Here is a 21,965-nt window from a genome sequence, read left to right as displayed (position 1 = left end):
TTTAAATTCTTATGCTTATTCGAATTTCGAATAAGAAAGCATCTGAAATTGCATAAAGGCCAAAAGATGCAGGATGGCAATCATCTCTTCATTTCGGCCAGCAAGGCCTGCACGTCCGGATAGCGCAGCCGCAAACCCAGCTCCTGCTTGAGCCGGCGGTTGTCCAGCCGGCGCGACTCCGACATGAACGACAGCAGCGCCGGCGACACCGCCCGCTCCAGCTCGGCGCGCGGCAGGCGCGGCGGACGCGGCAGCCCCAGCGCATCGGCGGCGGCGTCGAAGTAGTCGGCCATCTTCAGTTCGGTATCGTCGACCGCGTGGTAGACGCGGTTGGGCGCGCCGCGCAGCAGCGCCGCCGCGGCCGCGCGCGCCAGGTCGCCGGCGTGGATGTGGTTGGTGTAGACATCGTCGGCCGCGGCCAGCGCCGGCGTGCCCTTCTTCAGGCGTTCGGCCGGCAGCCGGTCGGCCGCGTAGATGCCGGGCACGCGCAGGATGGACAGGCGCGCGCCGCTGCGCCGGGCCCAGGCGCGCAGCACGCCTTCGGCATCCACGCGGCGCACCGCGCGCGCGTTCTGCGGATTGACGGCGCGGGTCTCGTCGAAGCGCGCGCCGCCGCAATCGCCGTACACGCCGGTGGTGCTGATATAAACCAGGCGCGCGCCCTCGGGTAAAATGGCGGCCAAATTGCGGGTGCGCCGGTCTTTCGCGCCTTCGGCCTGCGGCGGCGCCAGGTGCACGATGGTCGGCGCCAGCCGCGCCAGCCGGCCCAGGGTATGCGGCCGGTCGAGGTCGGCGACGATGGGAACGGCGCCGGCGGCGCGCAGTTCGGCGCAGCGTTCGGGGTTGCTGGTCACGGCCAGCACGCGATGGCGCGGCAACAGCAGCGGCAACAGGCGCAGGCCGACATCGCCGCACCCCAGAATCAGTACCCGCGGCAAGCCCAGTTTTTTCACGGTGTTCAATCCTTATCAGTCCAGAAACAGAATTGTATGAGTTTCCAAGTCACAGTACAGCCCAGCGGTCGCCAGTTCACCTGCGATGAAGGCGAAACCATCCTCACCGCGGCCATCCGCGCCGGCGTCGGCCTGCCCTACGGCTGCAAGAACGGCGCGTGCAGCTCCTGCAAGGGCAAGCTGGTGTCAGGCAACGTGGAACATGGCCCGCACCAGGAGCGCGCGCTCTCGGCCCATGACGAACAGCTGGGCTTCTCGCTGTTCTGCTGCGCCAAGCCCTCCACCGATGTCGTGATCGAGGCGCGCGAAGTGGCCGGCGTGGGCGAATTCCCGATCCGCAAGATGCCGGTGCGCGTGGCCGGCCTGGAAAAGCTGGCCGATGACGTCATCGTGCTCTCGCTGCAGTTGCCGGCCAACGAACGCCTGCAATACAAGGCCGGCCAGTACGTCGAATTCATGCTGCGCGACGGCAAGCGCCGCAGCTACAGCATGGCCAGCGCCCCGCACCAGGACGGTCCGATGAGCCTGCATATCCGCCACCTGCCGGGCGGCCTGTTCACCGACCAGGTATTCACCACGATGAAGGAGCGCGACATCCTGCGCATCGAAGGTCCGCTGGGCACCTTCTTCCTGCGCGAGGATTCCGACAAGCCCATCGTGCTGCTGGCCTCCGGCACCGGCTTCGCGCCGATCAAGGCGATCATCGAGCAACTGGAACACGCCGGATCCAAGCGTCCCGTCACGCTGTACTGGGGCGGCCGCCGTCCGCAGGACCTGTACATGAACGCGCTGTGCGAACAGTGGAGCCGCGACCTGCCGGCCTTCACCTATGTGCCGGTGGTCTCCAACGCCACGCCGGAAGACAACTGGAGCGGCCGCACCGGCTTCGTCCACCGCGCGGTGATGGAAGACTTCCCCGACCTCTCCGGCCACCAGGTCTACGCCTGCGGCGCGCCCATCGTGGTGGAGTCGGCGCAGCGCGAATTCGTGGCCCAGTGCAAGCTGCCGGAAGACGAGTTCTACGCCGACTCGTTCACCTCCGAGGCCGATCTCGCCAAGGACGCGCCGGCGGCGAACTGAGGCGGCGTGTCACGCCGCGGTCATCCGGTTTTGCGATGATCACGGCAAACCCTCGCCGGGCAAGGTGGCGGCGCAAATGCAACGACGCTGAAAATGAGGCAAAATTGCGGACAATTCTTTTTGACGCTGTGCGCAAAACGTCCTAATATTGACCGCATGATCGCCAACGCCACATTTTTACGACGTCGCAGCCAACCTCTGGAAGGTTTGCCGCTGTGCGCGTGAAGTGAAACGAATCGCGAAGCCACAGGCAAACCCTGTGGCTTTTTTTTATCCGCCATTCGGGTTTTGCCGTGCGCTTTCCGCCGTTGCTTCCAGGCCGGTCTGCCCCGCACCAATCCAATCAACCCATTCCTTGCAGGAGCCTATCGATGCAATACCAAGAGTTCGACAGCAACAAGCTGATGTACGTCACCAACCGTCCCGAGCTGGTCTTCACCGAAGGCGACGGCATGTGGCTGACCGACCATAAGGGCAAGCGCTACCTCGACTACCTGCAAGGCTGGGCGGTCAATGCCCTGGGCCACGCGCCGCAATGCATCGCCGATGCGCTGGTCGCGCAAGGCAAGAAGCTGATCAACCCCTCGCCCGCCTTCTTCAACGCGCCCTCCATCGAGCTGGCCAACCTGCTGACGGCCAACTCGGCGTTCGACCGCGTGTTCTTCGCCAACAGCGGCGCCGAGGCCAATGAAGGCGCCATCAAGCTGGCGCGCAAGTGGGGCAAGAAGAACCCGGCCACCAACGGCGACGCCCGCTTCGAGATCATCACCTTCAAGCACAGCTTCCACGGCCGCACCATCGCCACCATGTCGGCCAGCGGCAAGGACGGCTGGGACACCATGTTCGCGCCGCAGGTGCCGGGCTTCCCCAAGGCCACGCTCAACGATTTGGCCAGCGTCGAGGCGCTGATCACCAAGCACACCGTGGCCGTGATGCTGGAGCCGGTGCAGGGCGAAGGCGGCGTGATCCCCGCCACCCGCGAATTCATGCAGGGCCTGCGCCGCCTGACCAAGCAGGCCAACCTGCTGTTGATCGTCGACGAGGTGCAAAGCGGCATGGGCCGCACCGGCGAACTGTTCGGCTACCAGCTCTCGGGCGTCGAGCCCGACATCATGACCCTGGGCAAGGGCATCGGCGGCGGCGTGCCGCTGGCCGCGCTGCTGGCGCGCGAGGACATCGCCTGCTTCGAGGCCGGCGAACAGGGCGGCACCTACAACGGCAACCCGCTGATGACGGCGGTGGGCGTGGCGGTGATCAAGGAGCTGCTCAAGCCCGGCTTCATGGAAACCGTGCGCGAACGCGGCGCCTACCTGCGCCAGCGCTCGCTGGAGATCTCCGAGAAGTACGGCTTCGAAGGCGAACGCGGCGAAGGCCTGCTGCGCGCGCTGCAGCTGGGCCGCGACATCGGCCCGCAGATCGTCGAAGCCGCGCGCAACCTGGAGCCGGTGGGCCTGCTGTTGAACGCCCCGCGCCCCAACCTTCTGCGCTTCATGCCCTCGCTCAATGTCAGCAAGGAAGAAATCGACCAGATGTTCGTCATGCTGGAAGAAGTGCTGGCCAAGGTCGAGAAGTAATCGATGGCGGCGCATCGTTGGAAGGAAGAAAACAGCCCGGCGTCGATGCAGCGCGTCGGCGCGCTGGCCGCACTGACGGCGGCCCTGCTGCTGGCCGCCTGCGGCACCGTTCCCACCGCGCCGCCCATCGAGCGCCTGCCCGGCGCCCCGCAATCGCAGGCGCCGGCGCTGCCGGCCTCCGACGCCGGCAATGAAGTCGCCATCTACGCGCTCTCGCTGATCGACACCGGCTACCGCTTCGGCGGCAAGAATCCATCCGCAGGCCTCGATTGCAGCGGCATGGTGTCGTATATCTTCGGCCAGGCCGCCAACTACCGCGTCAGCGGCAGCGCCGCCGACATCGCCCGCCAGGGCCGCCAGATCGATCCCGCCCAATTGCGCGCGGGCGACCTGGTGTTCTTCAACACCATGAACAAACCGTTCTCGCACGTGGGCATCTACCTCGGCGACGGCCGCTTCGTGCATGCGCCCTCGACCAACGGCCGGGTGCACATCACGCGCATGGACAATCCCTACTTCGCCAAGCGCTTCGAAATGGCGCGCAGCTACTTCAACTGATCCGGCTGCCCGGCTACGACAGCTTGCCGGCGTTGGCATCCCAGTTGCGGCCGTCGAAATCGACATAGTCCAGGCGCGCCGCCGCCAGGTCGAAGTCATCCAGGCAACGCACATTGATGGTGTACAGCCCGGGCGCCGCGCGCGGGCGCGTGAACACATGGATGCCGCACTGCGTGCAGAAGTGATGCTTGGCCGCCATGCTGCCGAACTGGTACAGCCCTAACTTTTCCTGCCCGGACAACAGCGTGAAATCCTGCGGCTGCACCCGCTGGTGCAGGAAGCCCTTCTTGCTGCAAATGCTGCAATTGCAGACCGTCACGCGTTCGATAGCCACGCGCGCGGAGAAGCGCACGGCGCCGCAATGGCAGCTGCCGTGCCAGGTGGGAATCGCTTCGTTCATGGCCCTCCTCGACGATGAAGAAAACTCAGGCCGGCAGCTTGCGCGCCGCGCGACCGCGCGGCTTGGCGGCTGCAAGCTTGGCCGGCGCCCGCTTGCGCTGGGGCGAGGCGCCGGCGACCTTGGCGTCGCCCGCTTCGGCGGCGGCGCGCTTCTCGCGCGTGCCGTATTTCAGGATCAGGTTGGCGCTGTAGCGCGTGAAGGAGATGTCCATGTGCCGGCGCATGGCCGCGCGCGCCTTGTCCGGATTGCGCTCGCGCAGCGCCTGGATCACCAGCGCGTGCTCGTCGATCGCCTCGTACCACACCACCTTGCTGTCGAAGTGGCTGTGCAGGCGCTTGAACAGCGGCCCCAGGCGGGCGTCGAACAGCTGCGTGACCAGGCCCACCAGCACGCTGTTGCCGGTGGCCTCGGCCAGGCGGATGTGGAACAGCCGGTCGGCCTCCAGCGGATTGATGCCGGCGTCGGTGTGGGCGATCATCAGCTGGAACGCTTCCTCGATGGCCTCGATGTGTTCGCGCCCGGCGTTCCTGGCGGCGGCGTAGGCCACCTCCCCTTCGATCATCTCGCGCGCGCGGATCAGCTCCAGCGGCCCCTCTTCGCTGGAGAGGTCGATCTGCCCTTCGCGCGGCGCCGGCGGGCAGACGTAGATGCCCGAACCCATGCGCACCTCGATATAACCTTCCACCTCCAGCGCGATCAACGCCTCCCGCAACGAGGGACGCGACACGCCCAGCTGCACCGCCAGGTCGCGCTCGGACGGCAGGCGCGAACCGACCGCGAACTCGCCATCGACGATCAGCTTGCGCAGCTGGGCGCTGATCTGAAGATATAAACGCTGCGGCTCGATGGCCTCTATTGGCATGAATGATCCGATCAGGTCTCTGCCCGGCCTGCGCCGCATGCGACGGAGGCGGACGTTTCATTGTTATCGCGCCGGATTGCGTCTCGGGTTATTGCGGACAACCGGCGCATCTCCACGCGCCGACCGTCCGCTCCATCAGGCCACGGCCGCCGGGAACGCCAGGCCGTACGAGGCGCCCGCCTCGCGCAGCATGGGCGCGATGGTCGGATGCAGCGCCACGCCCTCCTGCAACTGCTGCGCGCGGCGCTGCATGCCGCGGTCGCCCGGCATGCGCACCTGCTCCACGCCCGGCCGCGGCGGATTGCTGCGGCAGGATTCGGCGATGAAGTCCATCTGTCGCAGGAAATCGTCCTTGCCGCCGAAGGCCGACGGATCGTACAGCGACATGAAGACGGTGGCGCCCCAGCCCGAGGGCGGATCGGCGCGGCCGTAGCCCGACAGGCCGCCGGTCAGCGCCTCGATCAGCACCGCCATGCCGAAGCCCTTGTGGCCGGCCGAGAGCCCGCCCAGCGGCAGGATCGTGCCCGGCGGATCCTGCGCCAGCACGGCCGGGTCGCGCGAGGGATTGCCCTGGCCGTCGATCAGCCATTCTTCCTCGAACTGGCGGCCGGCCTTGTGCAGGCGATTGCTCATGCCGTTGGTGGTGATCGAGGCCGAGATGTCGACCAGGAACGGCGTGCCCGACGTCGGGATGCCGGCAGCGATGGGATTGGGCGTAAATACCGCGCGCGTGCCGCCGAAGGGCGCCACGCTTTGCACCGCCGGATCGGAGCTGGCCAGGATCATCATGAAGCCCTCCTGCGTGGCGCGCAGCAGGTAGGCGGCCAGGCAGGCGATGTGGTGGCTGTGGTGAATGGTCAGCGAGGCGCTGCCATAGTCGCGCGCCTTGGGGATCAGCGCGTCGATGCCCTGGTGCACCAGCCACGGGCCGGGCAGGCGACGGCCGTCCCAGGCCAGCGCGGCGGCGCGCTCGGAGAGCACTTCGGGCCGGCCGCTCTTGGTCATCGCGCCCTTCTCCAGCTCCTTCACATACGGCGCCAGCAGCGCCAGGCCGTGGGTATCGTGGCCCAGCAGGTCGCCGTCGACCAGCGTGTCAGCCACGCTGGCGGCCTTGTCGGCCTCGAGACCTGCCTTCTGCAACAGGTCGCCGGCGAAGCGCCTCAGTTCATCGGCGGAAAAACGTTCGGGTGAAGCCATGTGAAACAACCTTCCTTTCGTCACTTGTGGAACTTGATTGAAAATCGATCTTCATGCGACCGCCAGGCGTCTCCTGCGCAGCGCCTTGAGCGCAACAGGCAGCAGCCACAGCACGATGGTGATCACGCCCAGCGTGCCCGCGATGGGACGCTCGAAGAAGGCGATGAACTGGCCGTCGGCCTTGATCATGGAGGTCACGAAATGCTCTTCAAGCATGCCACCCAGCACCACGCCCAGCACCGCGGGTGCAACCGGGAAGCCGTTCTCCTCCATCACGTAGGCCAGCATGCCGAACACCAGCATGATGCCCACGTCGGTCACGCTGTTGTTGGTGGCGTAGGAGCCGACGATGCAAAACAGCAGGATCAGCGGCATCAGGATGCCGCGCGGAATGGCCAGGATGCGCTTGGCCATCTTGATGCACCAAAAGCCCAGCGGCAGCATCAGCAGATTGGCCAGGATGAAGACGATGAAGATGGCATACATCGACACCGGATTCTCCACGAAGATCATCGGGCCCGGGTTGAGGTTCTTCATGTAGAGCACGCCGATCACGATGGCGGTGATGGAGTCGCCCGGGATGCCGAACACCAGCGCCGGGATCCACGCCCCGGCCAGCGCCGAGTTGTTGGCCGCGCCGGATTCGACGATGCCTTCCGGATGACCGGTGCCGAACTTCTCCGGCTCCTTCGACATCTTCTTGCTCATCGCATAGGACATCCAGGCTGCGATGTCGGCGCCGGCACCCGGCAGTGCGCCCACCAGCGTGCCCAGCACGCTGCCGCGCAATACCGACTTCGGATATTTCACCATCAGCCCCCACATGCCCTTGAAGACGTTGCCCACGCGGCTGTCGGCAACCTTCATCGAGAAGTCCTTGGAGACTGCGAAGCGCAACACCTCCGACATGGCAAACATCCCCACCATCAGCGGCACCAGCGACACGCCGCCAAGCAGGTCGGGCTGGTCGAAGGTGAAGCGCGGCGCGCCGGCCGGGTTGCCCATGCCGACCGAGGCGATGAACATCCCCAGGAACAGCGAGACGAAACCCTTCAATGGATTGTCGGAGGCGATGAAGATGGCGCAGGTCAGCCCCAGGAGCACCAGCCAGAAGTACTCGAAGGACGAGAACTTCAGCGCCAGCTCGGCCAGCGCGGGGGCGGCCAGGATCAGCACCAGCGTGCCGAACAGGCCGCCGATGACGGAGAACACCAGGCTGGCGCCCAGCGCGATCTCACCCTGTCCCTTCATGGTCATGGCATAGGCTTCATCGGTGTAGGCGGCCGAGGACGGCGTGCCGGGGATGCGCAACAGGCAACCCGGGATATCGCCCGAGAAGATCGCCATGGCGGTGGCCGAGACCATCGCGGCGATGGCCGGCACCGGCGGCATGAAGAAGGTCACCGGCACCAGTAGCGCCACGGCCATGGTGGCCGACAGTCCCGGCACCGCCCCCATGAACAGCCCGAACACCGAGGAACCGAGGATCACCGCCAGCACGTAGGGATCGAACACCATCCCGAAGGCAGCATAGATATTGGCAAGCATGCGCGTCTCCTTACCAGGCCACGGTGTTGAGCACGCCCCAGGGCAACGGCACCTTGAGCAGCTTGTAGAAGATGTAGTGGATGCCCAGCGCGCTCAGCAAGGCCACCGGCACGGCCGTCGCCAGCCGGGTGCGAAAGGTCAGGAACAGCGCCAGCAGCAGCAGGAAGGCAGTCGGCAGGAAGCCCAGAGGCTCCGACACCCAGATGTAGAACAGCAGCGAAACCGGGATCAGCAGGAAGGCGAACACAGCATGTGGGTTGCCGACCCAGTCAGGGATGGTAAGCCAGTGCGCGTCCTGGTCTTGCTCGCCGACGGTGGCAATGGTCGAGCCGTGCGCCGCCGAGGTCTTGCGCAAGCCGCGCAGGCCGCGTAGCACCAGCAATACCGCACAGATCATGAAGCCGCCGGCCAGCGCCTGCGGGAATACATTGGGACCGATGTCCTGCCCCATCGAGGGCAGGCGGGCCGAGGCGATCCAGATCGCGACCGCGCAGCAGGCGATCAGCAGGCCGGAAAGTGCGTCGTTGATTTTCATGGTGGCGTCATCCGTAGGAGGTTTGGCGAAATCCTTGCTGTCATGGCAGGGCTCAATGCCAGGCGCCGGCCGTGGATGCGGCCGGCGCCCGGACTCAGCGGGCCATGCCCAGGGTCTTCAGGATCGCCCCCATATCGGCGTCGCTCTTGTCCATGAACTTGCCGAACTCGGCCGAGTCGGCATACATCACGCCGAAGCCGCGCCCGCTCATGAAGTCCTTGTATTCCTTACTGTCGTAGATCTTCTTCAGGCTGGCCGAGAGCTTGCCCTGCACGTCGGCCGGCAGGCCCTTGGGCGCGACGATGCCGCGCCAGGCGCCGTTGGTCCAGTTGCTGCCGGTCAGGCTCTTCAGGGTGGGCACCTTGGGATACAGCGCGGCCGGTTCATTGGCCATCACCACCAGCGGCACGGCCTTGCCGGCGTCGATCAGCGAGCGCGCCTCGGGCAGCGAGGCGGCGACGATGTCGACCCCGCCGGCGGCCAGGTCGACCATGGCCGGCGCCGCGCCGTTGGACGGGACGAAGCGCACGGCGTTGGGCGCCAGCTTGAGGTCATTCAACATACCCGCCAGTCCCAGATGCCAGATGCCGCCCTGACCGGTGCCGGAGGCCTTGAGCTTGCCCGGATTTGCCTTGATCGCCTTCAACAGGTCGTCGAAGCTCTTGTACGGCGAATCGTGGCTGACCGTCAGCGCCGCCGGATCGAAGTTCATCAGCGCCAGCGGCGTGAAGTCGCGCGGGGTCAGCTTGGTCAGGCCCTGGTGATGCATCATCGCGATCTCCACCGTGGCAATGCCGATGGTGTAGCCGTCGGGTGCGGCGCTGGCGATGGACTGGTGCCCCACCGCGCCGTTGCCGCCGGTGCGGTTGACCACGTTGACCGGCTGGCCCAGGTCTTTCTCCAGCAAGGCGCCGATGATGCGCGCGGTGGCGTCGGTGCCGCCGCCGGCGCCCCAGGGCACCACCAGCGTCACCGGGCGCTCGGGCCAGGCGGCGAACGCAGGAGCCGCGGCCAGCGCGGCACAGGTGGCGGCTGCGGCCGCCATGGTCTTGATCAGGGTTCTGCGGTTGAAGTTCATGTCTCCTCCGGTGTCAGGGACAGAAACGTTTTGGCGTAGGACTTTCCGTTTCCGCGTGCTCAACCTGCATGGGAATGTCTGAATGCTTTTGTGTTTTGCGCAGGTTCCGGTGCCTCGCTGGCTTGGTGGGGTCCGTTCGGATCTTGCCGTCCTTCGGACTTGTCTTTTGGACATTTCCCGGCGTGGCGCTTTGCGGTACGATCATTCTCGCCGCACAGGTAATGTGGTCAGACCAGCTGGGCTAGAATTTCATATCCGCCCAGCACTGTCAAGGATGAATCCTGCGCATCAAAACAATTCATCTTTCACGCGCCGCAGCAATTTCCGGCCCTTCACTTATCACCGCAAAGCCTTGTCTGGCCTGCCCTCTGGAGCGCCCGCCCCGGACACCCGATGCTGCACCGGCACAGCCTCGAACACGAGCCGCAGTTCCCGCCCAACACCGCAAATTCATTTTGGTATTACCACTTGACCAAACGAAGAATGCTGAAATAGACTCGCTGCCAATCGAACAAGTCACGTCGCTCATCGCGGCCGGCGCCGTCATCGAAGAGACGAGCGCAAGCCCCGGGGCAGAACGGACGGCACATGACCCAGCCGCGGCACGGCAACAGCCCGCGGCATCAGGCAAGGGAGACATTCTTGGCATACGCAGCGACAAGCGCGATCGGCAAGTCAAACGGCAGCTGGACCCATGCCGCCGTGGCCGCATTGCCGTCGACCACCCGCGCCCGCCGCGCGCTGCATCGCGCCTCCTCCTTCGGTTCGCTGCTGGCCTTCCTGCTGATCGACTTTTCCCGTTTCTTCTTTGACCAGGGCGACAGTTAAACGCCCTCGCATCGCACGCACGAAGACACAATCCGCCCGCAACGCATCGCACGGACGGATCTTGATTGGCAGATTGAGCACGGGCGGCGCCGCCGACACATCGACATGAAGCGGCAGAAAACGGCAGGCGCGCCCGTCATCGAGGGAATCCCACATGACTGACGATACAAAGAAACTCACCCGACGCAGCCAGGCCTGGTTCGGCCGCCAGGACCGCGACGGTTTCATCTACCGCTCCTGGGTCAAGAACCGCGGCATCCCGCACGACCAGTTCGACGGCCGTCCGGTGATCGGCATCTGCAATACCTATTCCGAACTCACGCCCTGCAACTCGCACTTCCGCGCCCTGGCCGAACAGGTCAAGATCGGCATCTGGGAAGCCGGCGGCTTCCCGCTGGAATTCCCGGTGATGTCGCTGGGCGAGACCCTGCTGCGTCCGACCGCCATGCTCTACCGCAACCTGGCCTCGATGGACGTGGAAGAATCGATCCGCGCCAATCCGCTGGACGGCGTGGTGCTGCTCATGGGTTGCGACAAGACCACCCCCGCCCTGCTGATGGGCGCGGCCTCGGTCGACGTGCCGACCATCGGCGTGTCCGGCGGACCGATGTTGTCGGGCAAATACCGCGGCCGCGAACTGGGTTCCGGCACCGGCGTGTGGCAGATGTCGGAAGACGTGCGCGGCGGCAAGATGACGCAGGAAGAATTCTTCGAGGCCGAGAGCTGCATGCACCGCTCGCACGGCCACTGCATGACCATGGGCACCGCTTCCACCATGGCCAGCATGGTCGAGGCGCTGGGCGTGGGCCTGCCGCACAACGCCGCCATCCCCGCCGTGGACGCGCGCCGCAACGTGCTGGCGCGCAGCGCCGGCCGCCGCATCGTCGACATGGTCAAGGAAGACCTGGTGCTGTCCAAGATCCTGACGCGCCAGGCCTTCGAGAACGCGATCCGCGTCAACGCCGCCATCGGCGGCTCCACCAACGCGGTGATCCACCTGCTGGCCATCGCCGGACGCATCGGCATCAAGCTGGACCTGAAGGACTGGGACGACATCGGCCAACAGCTGCCCTGTCTGCTGGACCTGCAGCCGTCGGGCAAATTCCTGATGGAAGACTTCTACTATGCCGGCGGCCTGCCGGCCGTGATCCGCCAGCTGGAAAGCGTGATCGACAAGACCGCGCTGACCGCCAACGGCAGCACGCTGTGGGACAACTGCAAGGACGCGCCGAACTGGAACGAGGAAGTGATCCGCTCCTTCGACAAGCCCTTCAAGGAAGCCGCCGGCATCGCCATCCTCAAGGGCAACCTGGCCCCGGACGGCGCCGTGATCAAGCCCTCCGCCGCCACCCCGGCGCTGCTCAAGCACCGTGGCCGCGCCGTGGTGTTCGAGGACAGCAACGACCTGCACAGCCGCATCGACGACGAGAACCTGGATGTCGACGAGACCTGCGTGCTGGTGCTCAAGAACTGCGGCCCCAAGGGCTATCCGGGCATGGCCGAAGCGGGCAACATGCCGCTGCCGCCCAAGGTCCTGCGCAAGGGCATTACCGATATGGTGCGCGTATCCGACGCCCGCATGAGCGGCACCGCCTACGGCACCGTGGTGCTGCACGTATCGCCGGAAGCCGCCGCCGGCGGACCGCTGGCGCTGGTGCAGAATGGCGATTTCATCGAGCTCGATGTAGAGGCGCGCCGCCTGCACCTGGACGTCAGCGAGGAAGAACTGGAACGCCGCCGCGCCGCATGGAAGAAGCCCGAGCCGCACTCCAACCGCGGCTGGGTCAAGCTCTACGTGGATCACGTGCAGCAGGCCAACCTCGGCGCCGACCTCGACTTCCTGGTCGGCAAGAGCGGCGCCTACGTGCCCAAGGACAATCACTAAGCACCAGCAATCGCAACACACCGGGCGCCACGGCAGCCGACGCAGGATCGCCACCCGGCGCCCGGAATATCAAACCCCTTTGGATAAACGCTTGGATCGGATACACCGGGAACGGAAACAAGAGAACATCCGAATCGCTACGGACAGAGCCACAGGCCGACGGCAGCGGTAAGGAAGCAACATCAGCAGTACTGAAGCGCGCGGACCGGCAACGATATGGCGGCCGCGCGGTTCGGAAGTAATTGCATCACGGTGGACCGAGACAACCATCATGGAGACAAGGCAATGAAAGTACTGATCACCGATTACGATTTCCCCGACATCGACTTGGAGCTGGCGCTCTACAAGGCCGCCGGCGTCGAGGTGGTGACGGCGCAATGCCGCACCGAAGAGGAAGTCATCGCCGCATCCGAGGGATGCCAGGGCTTGCTGGTGCAATACGCGCCGGTCAACGCCAAGGTATTCGCGGCGCGTCCCGAGATTCGCATCGCCAGCCGCTACGGCGCCGGCTTCGACACCATCAACACCGACGACGCCGCCAAATACGGCGTGTGGGTCGGCAACTCTCCCGACTACGGCGTGGGCGAGGTCGCCACGCACGCGCTGGCCATGGCGCTGGACCTGATCCGCAACATCACCGTCTATGACCGCGCCGTGAAGGCGGGCGAGTGGCACTACACCACCGCCGGCGTCATCCCGCGCGCCTCCGAAATGACCATCGGCATCGTCGGCCTGGGGCGCATCGGCAAGCGCATGGCGCACATCAGCCGCAACGTGTTCAAGCGCGTGATCGCCTATGACCCGCACATCATCGACGGCGACTTCCCCGCCTACGTCGAGCGCGTCGGCCGCGAGGAGCTGTTCAGGCAGGCCGACGTGGTCTCGCTGCACACGCCCTTGAACGACGAGACCCGCAACATGATCGACAGCTCGCTGCTCAAGCTGCTCAAGCCGAACAGCTACCTGGTCAACTCGGCGCGCGGCGGCCTGGTCGACATCGACGACCTGCTGGCGGCGCTCGATGGCGGTTCCTTGAAGGGGGCGGCGCTGGACGTGCTGCCGGTGGAACCGCCCGAAACGACCTCGGCTATCGTCCAGCACAAGCGTGTGCTATTGTCGCCGCACGCGGCGTTCTACTCCGACGTCGCGGCGCGCGAACTGCGACGCAAGGCGGCCCAGAACCTGATCGACTGGGACCGCACCGGGCGACCTTCCTACGTGGTCGTCGAAGGCAAGAAAGACAACAAAAAATAATTCCCTGGCAACGCACGCAGGGAACGCCAACGCAGCAACACCGCGGCTGATGCAAGCATGCAATTGTCCGCGGTGCATGTGTAAAGGGGACATACGATCCCCGCATGCCGCCGCATCCGGATCACCAGGCCGGCATCCATGAATTAAAAGAAAGAGCTTTCGGAGCATCCATGCGCTTGCATGGAACCGGTTCCGCCAGCATCAAACGAGGATACACACGAGGAGCAATTGCATGGCATCAGTACAGATTCGCGCAGTCAAAAAACAATTCGGCAGCACCCAGATCATCCGCGGCGTCGACATCGAGATCGCCGATGGCGAGTTCACGGTTCTGGTGGGCCCGTCCGGCTGCGGCAAGTCGACCCTCCTGCGCATGCTCGCAGGCCTGGAAGAAATCACCGGCGGCGAGATCCTGATCGGCGGCACGGTCGTCAACAACGTCCAGCCCAAGGATCGCGACATCGCCATGGTGTTCCAGAACTACGCCCTGTATCCGCACATGACCGTGCGCGACAACATGGCCTTCTCGCTGACGCTGGCCAAGAAGGACAAGTCCTTCGTCGAGGAGCGCGTCAAGAAGGCGGCCGACATCCTGGGCCTGAACCAGCTGCTGGAACGCTATCCGCGCCAGCTCTCCGGCGGCCAGCGCCAGCGCGTGGCCATGGGCCGCGCCATCGTGCGCGATCCCCAGGTGTTCCTGTTCGACGAGCCGCTTTCCAACCTCGACGCCAAGCTGCGCGTGCAGATGCGCACCGAGATCAAGGAGCTGCACCAGCGCCTGAAGACCACCTCGATCTACGTCACCCACGACCAGATCGAAGCCATGACCATGGCCGACCAGATCGTGGTCATGCGCGATGGCCTGGTGGAGCAGCGCGGCCGTCCGCTGGATCTGTACGACCATCCCGCCAACCTGTTCGTGGCCGGCTTCATCGGTTCGCCGGCGATGAACTTCATCCCCGGCACGCTGCGCAAGAATGCAGACCGCGCCGAGGTCGAATTCGCCGACGGCACCCGCGTCCCGGCGCCCTACGGCAGCGCCCTGCAAGGCGTCGACGGCCAGAAGGTGACCTACGGCGTGCGCCCCGAGCATCTCTCCATCGGCAGCGCCGGCCAGGGCATCGCCACCAAGGTGGTGGTGGTCGAGCCGACCGGCGCCGACACCGAGGTGTTCAGCCGCTTCGGCGAGTCCAGCCTGACCTCGATCTTCCGCGAACGCCACGGCTTCGGCGCCGGCGACACCATCCACCTGGTGCCGGACCACACGCGCACGCACCTGTTCGACGCCGAATCGGGCCAGACGCTGGCGCGCCGCTGATCGCCACGTTCGTTCCGCCGGGCTGCATGCCCGGCATCGCAGTCAAGAAGTAGAAGCACCATCAGCAGCAGCAACAAGAAAAATCCGTAAAAGAGTCGCCAGCAAAGCGTCGCTGGCAAGGCGCGCCAACGAAGGCCGTACGAAAGTGCGACGAAGCGGCGCAATGCGCCCAGCGGCGGTTTGCTGGCGACTCTCAGCGGTCCATTCCACTTTCAACACTGAAGGAGTAGGAGACATGAGCAAGCTGACAAGACGCGACTTCCTGGTAAGCAGCGCCGCCGCCGCAGCGGCAACGAGCGTGGGCGTGAATGCCTTCGCCGCAGGCCCTGGGGCGGCCGGCGCCGACAGCATCAAGTACCCGATCGAGTCGGGCGCCACCCTGCGCGTGCTGCGCTGGAAGCGCTTCGTCCAGGGCGACGAAGACCTGTGGAACGCCAACGTCAAGAAATTCACGGAGCTGACCGGCGTGGCCGTGCGCACCGACAGCGAAGGCTGGGAAGACGTGCGCCCGAAATCGGCCGTGGCCGCCAACGTGGGCAGCGGCCCGGACATCGTGCTGGGCTGGTTCGACGATCCGCAGCAATATCCGACCAAGCTGATCGACATGACCGACCTGGCCGATTCGCTGGGCAAGCGCTACGGTGGCTGGTACGACGTCTGCCGCAAGTACGGCACCAAGGACGGCAAGTGGATCGCCCTGCCGCTGGGCGTGATCGGCAACGCCCTGGTCTATCGCGAAAGCCAGATCAAGGCCGCCGGCTTCGACGCCATCCCCAAGGACACCGCCGGCTTCCTGAAGCTGTGCCAGGCCTTGAAGGCCAAGAACACCCCGGTCGGCTTCGCGCTGGGCAAGGCGGTGGGCGACGCCAACAACTGGGCGCACTGGCTGCTGTGGTCGCACGGCGGCAAGCTGGTGGACAAGAACGGCCACGTGGCGATCAACTCGCCCGAGACCAAGGCGGCGCTGGAGTACGCCAAGCAGCTGTACGCCACCTTCGTGCCCGGCACCCTGTCGTGGCAGGATCCGTCCAACAACAAGGCCTACCTGGACGGCCAGATCAGCATGACCGCCAACGGCATCTCGGTGTACTACGCGGCCAAGAACTCCACCGATCCGAAGCTGCAGGAGATCGGCAAGGACACCCAGCACGCGCACTTCCCGATCGGCCCGGCCGGCAAGCCCACCGAGCTGATGCAGATCACCCAGATGATGGTCTTCAAGCACACCAAGTTCCCCAACGCGGCCAAGGCCTTCGTCCAGTTCATGTTCGAGCCGGACCAGTACAACCCATGGATGAAGGCGTCCATCGGCTACGTCAGCCAGCCGCTGAAGGCCTACGAGAAGAACCCGATCTGGACCGAAGACCCGAAGGCCACCGTGTACCGCGACTCGGCGTCGATCATGCTGGATCACGGCCACGAAGGCCCGCTGGGACAAGCGTCGGCGGCCTGCATGGCCGACTATGTGGTGGTGGACATGGTGGCCGAAGCGGCCAGCGGCTCCAAGACCGTCCAGCAGGCGATCGACCGCGCGGCCGACCGCGCCAAGCGCTTCTACAAGGCTTGATGCGGCGGCTCCGGCGCCGGCCGCAGCGGTAAGCGGCCGGCGCCGGCGTTGGCGCGCGCCGGGCTCCCTCGGGCAGATGGGGCAGGTTGTCAGGGCCTGCCGGCCCGGCGCGCATCAACCGGCAGACAAGAGAAATCAGCATCCGTCGCGCGGCCTGCCGCGCGGCGACTCAACCGAGGCGAATCATGCTATCCCGTTTCCTGAATAACCGTAACGTACTGGGCATGCTGTTCATGGCGCCGGCCGTGATCCTGCTGGTGGTGTTCCTGACCTACCCGCTGGGACTGGGCGTGTGGCTGGGCTTCACCGACACCAAGATCGGCGGCGAAGGCAGCTTCATCGGCCTGGACAACTACACCTACCTGTTCGGCGACTCGCTCGCGCAGCTGTCGCTGTTCAACACGCTGTTCTACACCATCAGCGCCAGCATCCTGAAGTTCGGGCTGGGCCTGTGGCTGGCCATCCTGCTCAACAAGAACGTGCCGCTGAAGACCTTCTTCCGCGCCATCGTGCTGTTGCCCTGGATCGTGCCCACCGCCCTCTCGGCGCTGGCCTTCTGGTGGCTGTACGACGCGCAGTTCTCCGTCATCAGCTGGGCCCTGACCAAGATGGGCCTGATCGACCACTACATCGACTTCCTCGGCGACCCGTGGAACGCGCGCTGGTCCACCGTCTTCGCCAACGTCTGGCGCGGCATCCCGTTCGTGGCGATCTCGCTGCTGGCCGGCCTGCAGACCATCTCGCCCTCGCTGTATGAGGCTGCGGCCATCGACGGCGCCACGCCGTGGCAGCAGTTCCGCCACGTCACGCTGCCGCTGTTGACCCCGATCATCGCGGTGGTGATGACCTTCTCGGTGCTGTTCACCTTCACCGACTTCCAGCTGATCTACGTGCTGACCCGCGGCGGTCCGTTGAACGCCACCCACCTGATGGCCACGCTGTCGTTCCAGCGCGCCATTCCCGGCGGCGCACTGGGCGAAGGCGCGGCGCTGGCAACCTACATGATTCCCTTCCTGCTGGCGGCGATCATGTTCTCGTACTTCGGCCTGCAACGTCGCGGCTGGCAACAAGGAGGTGACAAATAATGACCAAGAAACAAGACGACCAGATGGAAACCCAGGGCATGGACTTCCTGCAGTCCACGCCGCGCCGCTGGGTCACGATCTACCTGCCGCTGCTGATCTTTTTGTTCGTGCTGCTGTTCCCGTTCTACTGGATGGTGATCACCGCCTTCAAGCCGGACGCCGAACTGCTCTCGCAAAGCGGCAATCCGTTCTGGGTGATCGCGCCCACGCTGGCGCACTTCAAGAAGCTGCTGTTCGAGACCCAGTACCCGGCCTGGCTGTTGAATACCGTGATCGTCTCGGTGGTCTCGACCTTCGCCTCGCTGGCAGCCAGCGTGTTCGCCGCCTATGCGATAGAACGCCTGCGCTTCCAGGGCTCCAAGCAGGTCGGCCTGGGCATCTTCCTGGCCTACCTGATCCCGCCTTCGATCCTGTTCATCCCGCTGGCGGCGATCGTGTTCAAGCTGGGCCTGTTCGACACGCGCTGGGCGCTGATCCTGACCTACCCGACCTTCCTGATCCCATTCTGCACGTGGCTGCTGATGGGCTACTTCCGCTCCATTCCCTACGAGCTGGAAGAGTGCGCGCTGATCGACGGCGCCACGCGCTGGGAGATCCTGGTCAAGATCATCCTGCCGCTGGCAGTGCCGGGCCTGATCTCGGCGGGCATTTTCGCCTTCACGCTGTCGTGGAACGAGTTCATCTACGCGCTGACCTTCATCTCCTCCTCGGAAGTGAAGACGGTGCCGGTGGGCATCGTCACCGAACTGGTGGACGGCGACGTCTACCACTGGGGCGCCCTGATGGCCGGCGCCCTGCTCGGCTCGCTGCCGGTGGCGGTGGTGTATTCGTTCTTCGTGGAGTATTACGTGTCGGGGATGACGGGGGCGGTCAAGGAATAGCCCGCCGTTGTTTGCGGCGACAACCAGAGACACCCCTGCAAAGGGGTGTCTTTTTTCTTGGGCTGGAGGAAAAGGTGCCTCGTTATTCCCCACTAATCCTGCAGCGCACGGTTATAGATCAGCGTCCTCGGCTCATACGGCGCGCCATTGATGCGGCGCATGCCGTTGCTGAAGTCCTGCACCTGGAATCCCTCGCTGAGCACGTCGCGCTGCGCCCTGTAATAGGACGAGCGGATGCCGAGCAGGCCCATCACGGTGTGCTCCATGTGGTCGGTCTGGTAGGGGCGGTATTCGAGCATGGCCCTCTCGTCCGGATTCTTGCCGGTGAAGGAGCGCGTCCACAGCAGCATGGGAATCTCGTAGCCCGAGGCGTCGGCCGCCGACTGTCCGGCGTGGTCGCGCGTATGCCCGACTTCCTGCGCATGGTCGGAGCTGAACAGCAGGCTGGCGTTGTCGGCCGGGGCGCTGGCCATGGTGCGGCGGATCATGCTGCCCAGCACGAAGTCGTTGTAGGCGATGGCATTGTCGTATTCGTCGCGCAGCCGGCGTATCCACAGCGAGCGGTGCGCGCCTTCGAGCTGTGCGGCGACCGCGTCGGCGGCGCCGTCGAAGCGCGCGAATTCGCTGGGGTAGCGCATGTCGTAGGTCGGGTGGGCGCCAAGCAGGTGGACGATGATCAGCTTCTTCGGGGCCGCGTCGCCCAGCGAGGCCGCCAGCCCCGGCAGGAGGTTGCCGTCGAAATTGTTCTCGCCGCGGCCGGCGCCCTTGTTGATGAACAGCTTGACGTCGGCGCGCCTGGAGACCAGGCCCAGCCAGCCGTCGTTGGGCACCTGGTTGGAAATCCAGAAGGTCTTGAAGCCGGCCTCCCTGGCCAGCATCAGTACGTCCGGCTGGCTCTTCCAGCCGTCCGGATGATCCAGGTCGGCCGGCGTGAACATCTTCATCAGCGAGGACATGGTGGCAGGCTCCGACGACACCACGTCGCGGAACACCAGCAGCTCCTTGCGCAGGGCGTCCAGCATCGGCGTAGTGTTGCGCGCATAGCCGTACAACGACATGTTGTTGCGGTTGATGCTCTCCCCGATCACCCAGACCACGGTGTTGCGCGCCGGCCCCTCGTAGCGCACCTGCCATTGGGCCGGCGGCGCCATCTGCCGGTCGATGGCGCCCTGCATGTCCTGCGCGTAGGCCAACTGGGCGCGATAGTCGAGGTAGCGGATCGGCCAGAACAGCAGGGGATTCTCCTTGGCCATGGTCGGGTTGAAATGCAGCGCCAGGAATACGGCCAGCAGCGTGCCGATCGCCACCGCGCCGCGACGCCGCACGGCCGGCGCGGGATGCCCGGCCTCGCGTCGCGCGAGGCGCCGCTCGGCCAGCCACGCCGTGGCCGAGACCGCCGCGAATGAGGTCGCGGCCTGGGCCACCTGGCGCCAGTTGTGGCGGAAGAACTCATCGCTCTCGGCGGGATTGGTGTTCAAGAGCGCCTGCAGCACCAGCACCGGATTGGGACGCAAGCCGAAATAGTCGCGCAGGAAGCCCTTCACGGCGGCATCGAGGAAGAACAGCAGCAGGATGGCCAGCGTCGCGCCGGACAGCCATCGCGGCCGCGAACGGAAGTAAGGGAGGACCAGGAACAGCCCGGCGATGCCGGGCAAGGCGGTCGCCATCAGCGCCGCGCTCTTGGCGAACTCGTTGGCGCTCACCATCCCCAGCGCCCAGAAGGCGGCCATGCCGGCCAGACCCAGCAGGAGCCGATTGCCCAATTGTTTCAATGTCGCTCTTTCCGCCGCGCGGTCGGCTCTCGTACGGCATCCCTCGGATGCCCCCCGGCCCCGGCCGGGCATGTTGATCGTATCCCCATCTTGCCCGGCTGGCGCCGGTCAAGGATCGTGAATGTGACAGGCCGTCGGCGAGTTCGTTTCGATCAACATGAAAAACGCATTGAAACCAATAAAAAAACGGCCGCCCCTTCCGGGACGGCCGTCTCGATCCGGTTCGACAGGCGCTGTACCGCCCGCCGCGATCCGTGCTCGCTTACTGCTTGGCGACGGTTCCGCTGTCGGCGCCCACCGTCTTCTTGGGCAGCTCCTTGCGCACCTTGGCGACATCGCCGGCCGAGACCGCGCCGGCGTTGTTGCCCCAGCTGCCGCGGATGAAGGTGACGATCTCCGCCACTTCCTGGTCCGACAGGCGGCTGCCGAAGGCCGGCATGGCGAACTGCGTCGGGCCCTTCTGGGTCCACGGCATCTCCGCGCCTTCCAGCACGATCTTGATCAGCGAGGCCGGATTATCGGCATTCACCGTCGCACTCTGCGCCAGTTGCGGGAAGGTTTCCGTCCAGCCCTTGCCGCTGCTGCGGTGGCAGGCCGCGCAGTTGTTCAGGAAGCCCATCGCGCCGGGGCTTTGGTCCGAACCCTTGCGCAAGGCCTGGTGCGTCTTGTCGTCATACGCCAGCGGCGCCGCGCCTTCCTTCACCGGCTTCAATGACTTCAGGTACTTGGCGATGGCTGCCAGGTCGTCGTCGGTCATGTGCTGGGTGCTGTTGGCGACCACGTCGGCCATGCCGCCGAAAGCGGCGGAGTGGCTGTTGCGGCCGGTCTTGAGGAAGGCCACGATGTCGCCCTCGCTCCAGCTGCCCAGGCCGTCGCGGGCGTCGCCGCGCAGGTTGTTGGCGAGGAAGCCGTCGATCACGCCGCCCGACAGGAACTGCGTGCTGTCGTCGGTCAGCGCCTTCTCCTGCATGCCCACGCCGCGCGGGGTGTGGCAGGCGCCGCAGTGGCCCAGGCCCTCGACCAGGTACTGGCCGCGGATCAGCGGGCTGTTGTCATCGGCGCCGTCGGCCACGACGTTGGGCGCGAACACCTTGCGCCAGATCGACAGCGGCCAGCGCATGGACAGCGGCCAGACGATGTCGACGCTGCGGTTGGGCGTCGGATCGGCCTTCACGCCGTTCATGAAGTAGGCGTACAGCGCCTTCACGTCGGCCGGCTTGACCTTGGCGTAGGACGGGTACGGCATGGCCGGGTACAGCGACGCGCCATCCTTGCGGATGCCGTGGCGCAGGGCACGGTCAAAATCGTCCTCGCTGTAGTTGCCGATGCCGTTGTCCTTGTCGGGCGTGATGTTGGACGAATACACCGTGCCGATCGGCGTGGCGATCGGCAAGCCGCCGGCGAAGTCCTTGCCGCCCTTGGCCGTGTGGCAGGCCACGCAGTCGCCGGCCTTGGCCAGGTATTCGCCGCGCTTGACCAGTTGCTGGTCGACCGCCGCGTTCTGTGCGCCGGCCGTGGTCGCAGCAAAAGCGGACAGCGTCATGACTGCCGCGCAGGCGGCGATGAAATGTTTCTTGATCATGGTCGTTA

At 65.5% G+C, this 21,965-nt stretch carries 19 protein-coding genes; 10 read left to right on the top strand and 9 right to left on the bottom strand.

Annotation, left to right across the window (positions count from 1 at the left end):
• Positions 1-80: 80 nt before the first annotated feature.
• The gene (locus Herbaro_RS06500) at positions 81-953 is read right to left on the bottom strand and encodes a sugar nucleotide-binding protein (protein ID WP_275013014.1); all 873 of its coding nucleotides are present in this window, start codon (positions 951-953) and stop codon (positions 81-83) included.
• Between the two features lie 36 nt (positions 954-989).
• On the opposite strand from Herbaro_RS06500, the gene Herbaro_RS06495 reads away from it, so the two are divergent.
• The 3 genes from Herbaro_RS06495 to Herbaro_RS06485 all read left to right on the top strand — a co-directional run bounded on the left by Herbaro_RS06495 (position 990) and on the right by Herbaro_RS06485 (position 4,165).
• Positions 990-2,033, top strand: a complete 1,044-nt coding sequence (locus Herbaro_RS06495) for a CDP-6-deoxy-delta-3,4-glucoseen reductase (protein WP_275013013.1) — start codon at positions 990-992, stop codon at positions 2,031-2,033.
• Between the two features lie 371 nt (positions 2,034-2,404).
• Positions 2,405-3,607 (top strand): acetylornithine transaminase, encoded by a 1,203-nt coding sequence (locus tag Herbaro_RS06490; RefSeq protein ID WP_275013012.1) that lies wholly within the window; start codon positions 2,405-2,407, stop codon positions 3,605-3,607.
• A 3-nt stretch (positions 3,608-3,610) separates the two neighbouring features.
• Positions 3,611-4,165 carry a C40 family peptidase gene (locus Herbaro_RS06485; protein WP_275013011.1) on the top strand — a complete coding sequence of 185 codons (555 nt, stop codon included), beginning with the start codon at positions 3,611-3,613 and terminating at the stop codon, positions 4,163-4,165.
• A gap of 13 nt (positions 4,166-4,178) precedes the next feature.
• Here Herbaro_RS06485 and Herbaro_RS06480 read toward each other — a convergent pair whose 3' ends face one another.
• The 6 genes from Herbaro_RS06480 to Herbaro_RS06455 form a co-directional block, all read right to left on the bottom strand.
• Positions 4,179-4,565, bottom strand: a complete 387-nt coding sequence (locus Herbaro_RS06480) for a GFA family protein (RefSeq protein WP_275013010.1) — start codon at positions 4,563-4,565, stop codon at positions 4,179-4,181.
• 25 nt (positions 4,566-4,590) lie between these two features.
• On the bottom strand, positions 4,591-5,427 hold the full coding sequence (locus tag Herbaro_RS06475) for a FadR/GntR family transcriptional regulator (RefSeq protein ID WP_275013009.1): 837 nt from the start codon (positions 5,425-5,427) through the stop codon (positions 4,591-4,593).
• A gap of 135 nt (positions 5,428-5,562) precedes the next feature.
• Entirely contained in the window at positions 5,563-6,624 is a 1,062-nt protein-coding gene (locus tag Herbaro_RS06470) for an Ldh family oxidoreductase (protein WP_275013008.1), read from the bottom strand.
• 51 nt (positions 6,625-6,675) lie between these two features.
• Positions 6,676-8,172: a tripartite tricarboxylate transporter permease gene (locus tag Herbaro_RS06465; protein WP_275013007.1), complete on the bottom strand. Its 1,497-nt coding sequence runs from the start codon at positions 8,170-8,172 to the stop codon at positions 6,676-6,678.
• A gap of 10 nt (positions 8,173-8,182) precedes the next feature.
• Positions 8,183-8,707 (bottom strand): tripartite tricarboxylate transporter TctB family protein, encoded by a 525-nt coding sequence (locus Herbaro_RS06460; RefSeq protein WP_275013006.1) that lies wholly within the window; start codon positions 8,705-8,707, stop codon positions 8,183-8,185.
• 94 nt (positions 8,708-8,801) lie between these two features.
• Positions 8,802-9,785 (bottom strand): tripartite tricarboxylate transporter substrate binding protein, encoded by a 984-nt coding sequence (locus Herbaro_RS06455; RefSeq protein ID WP_275013005.1) that lies wholly within the window; start codon positions 9,783-9,785, stop codon positions 8,802-8,804.
• A 642-nt stretch (positions 9,786-10,427) separates the two neighbouring features.
• Between Herbaro_RS06455 and Herbaro_RS06450 the strand changes: the two genes are divergently transcribed.
• From Herbaro_RS06450 to Herbaro_RS06420, 7 genes are all read left to right on the top strand, one after another.
• Positions 10,428-10,613, top strand: a complete 186-nt coding sequence (locus Herbaro_RS06450) for a hypothetical protein (RefSeq protein WP_275013004.1) — start codon at positions 10,428-10,430, stop codon at positions 10,611-10,613.
• Positions 10,614-10,767: 154 nt separating this feature from the next.
• A complete protein-coding gene (locus tag Herbaro_RS06445; protein ID WP_275013003.1) occupies positions 10,768-12,498 on the top strand; it encodes an IlvD/Edd family dehydratase in 1,731 nt (576 codons plus the stop codon).
• Positions 12,499-12,783: 285 nt separating this feature from the next.
• A complete protein-coding gene (locus Herbaro_RS06440; RefSeq protein WP_275013002.1) occupies positions 12,784-13,752 on the top strand; it encodes a C-terminal binding protein in 969 nt (322 codons plus the stop codon).
• Positions 13,753-13,984: 232 nt separating this feature from the next.
• A complete protein-coding gene (locus Herbaro_RS06435; protein WP_275013001.1) occupies positions 13,985-15,070 on the top strand; it encodes an ABC transporter ATP-binding protein in 1,086 nt (361 codons plus the stop codon).
• Between the two features lie 235 nt (positions 15,071-15,305).
• Positions 15,306-16,637, top strand: coding sequence for an ABC transporter substrate-binding protein (locus Herbaro_RS06430; RefSeq protein ID WP_275013000.1), 1,332 nt, complete (start codon positions 15,306-15,308; stop codon positions 16,635-16,637).
• Positions 16,638-16,822: 185 nt separating this feature from the next.
• Positions 16,823-17,722, top strand: a complete 900-nt coding sequence (locus tag Herbaro_RS06425; RefSeq protein WP_275012999.1) for a carbohydrate ABC transporter permease — start codon at positions 16,823-16,825, stop codon at positions 17,720-17,722.
• Positions 17,722-18,603, top strand: a complete 882-nt coding sequence (locus Herbaro_RS06420) for a carbohydrate ABC transporter permease (RefSeq protein WP_275012998.1) — start codon at positions 17,722-17,724, stop codon at positions 18,601-18,603. The genes Herbaro_RS06425 and Herbaro_RS06420 overlap by 1 nt, the downstream gene beginning before the upstream one ends.
• 92 nt (positions 18,604-18,695) lie before the next feature.
• Here the strand turns inward: Herbaro_RS06420 and Herbaro_RS06415 are convergent, their stop codons facing one another.
• The gene (locus Herbaro_RS06415) at positions 18,696-20,366 is read right to left on the bottom strand and encodes a phosphoethanolamine transferase (RefSeq protein WP_275012997.1); all 1,671 of its coding nucleotides are present in this window, start codon (positions 20,364-20,366) and stop codon (positions 18,696-18,698) included.
• A 271-nt stretch (positions 20,367-20,637) separates the two neighbouring features.
• The gene (locus tag Herbaro_RS06410) at positions 20,638-21,957 is read right to left on the bottom strand and encodes a c-type cytochrome (protein ID WP_275012996.1); all 1,320 of its coding nucleotides are present in this window, start codon (positions 21,955-21,957) and stop codon (positions 20,638-20,640) included.
• Between the last annotated feature and the right edge of the window lie 8 nt (positions 21,958-21,965).

The organism is Herbaspirillum sp. WKF16 (assembly GCF_028993615.1).
Classification (GTDB): Bacteria; Pseudomonadota; Gammaproteobacteria; order Burkholderiales; family Burkholderiaceae_D; genus Herbaspirillum.
This window is presented reverse-complemented; position numbering and strand designations above follow the sequence as displayed.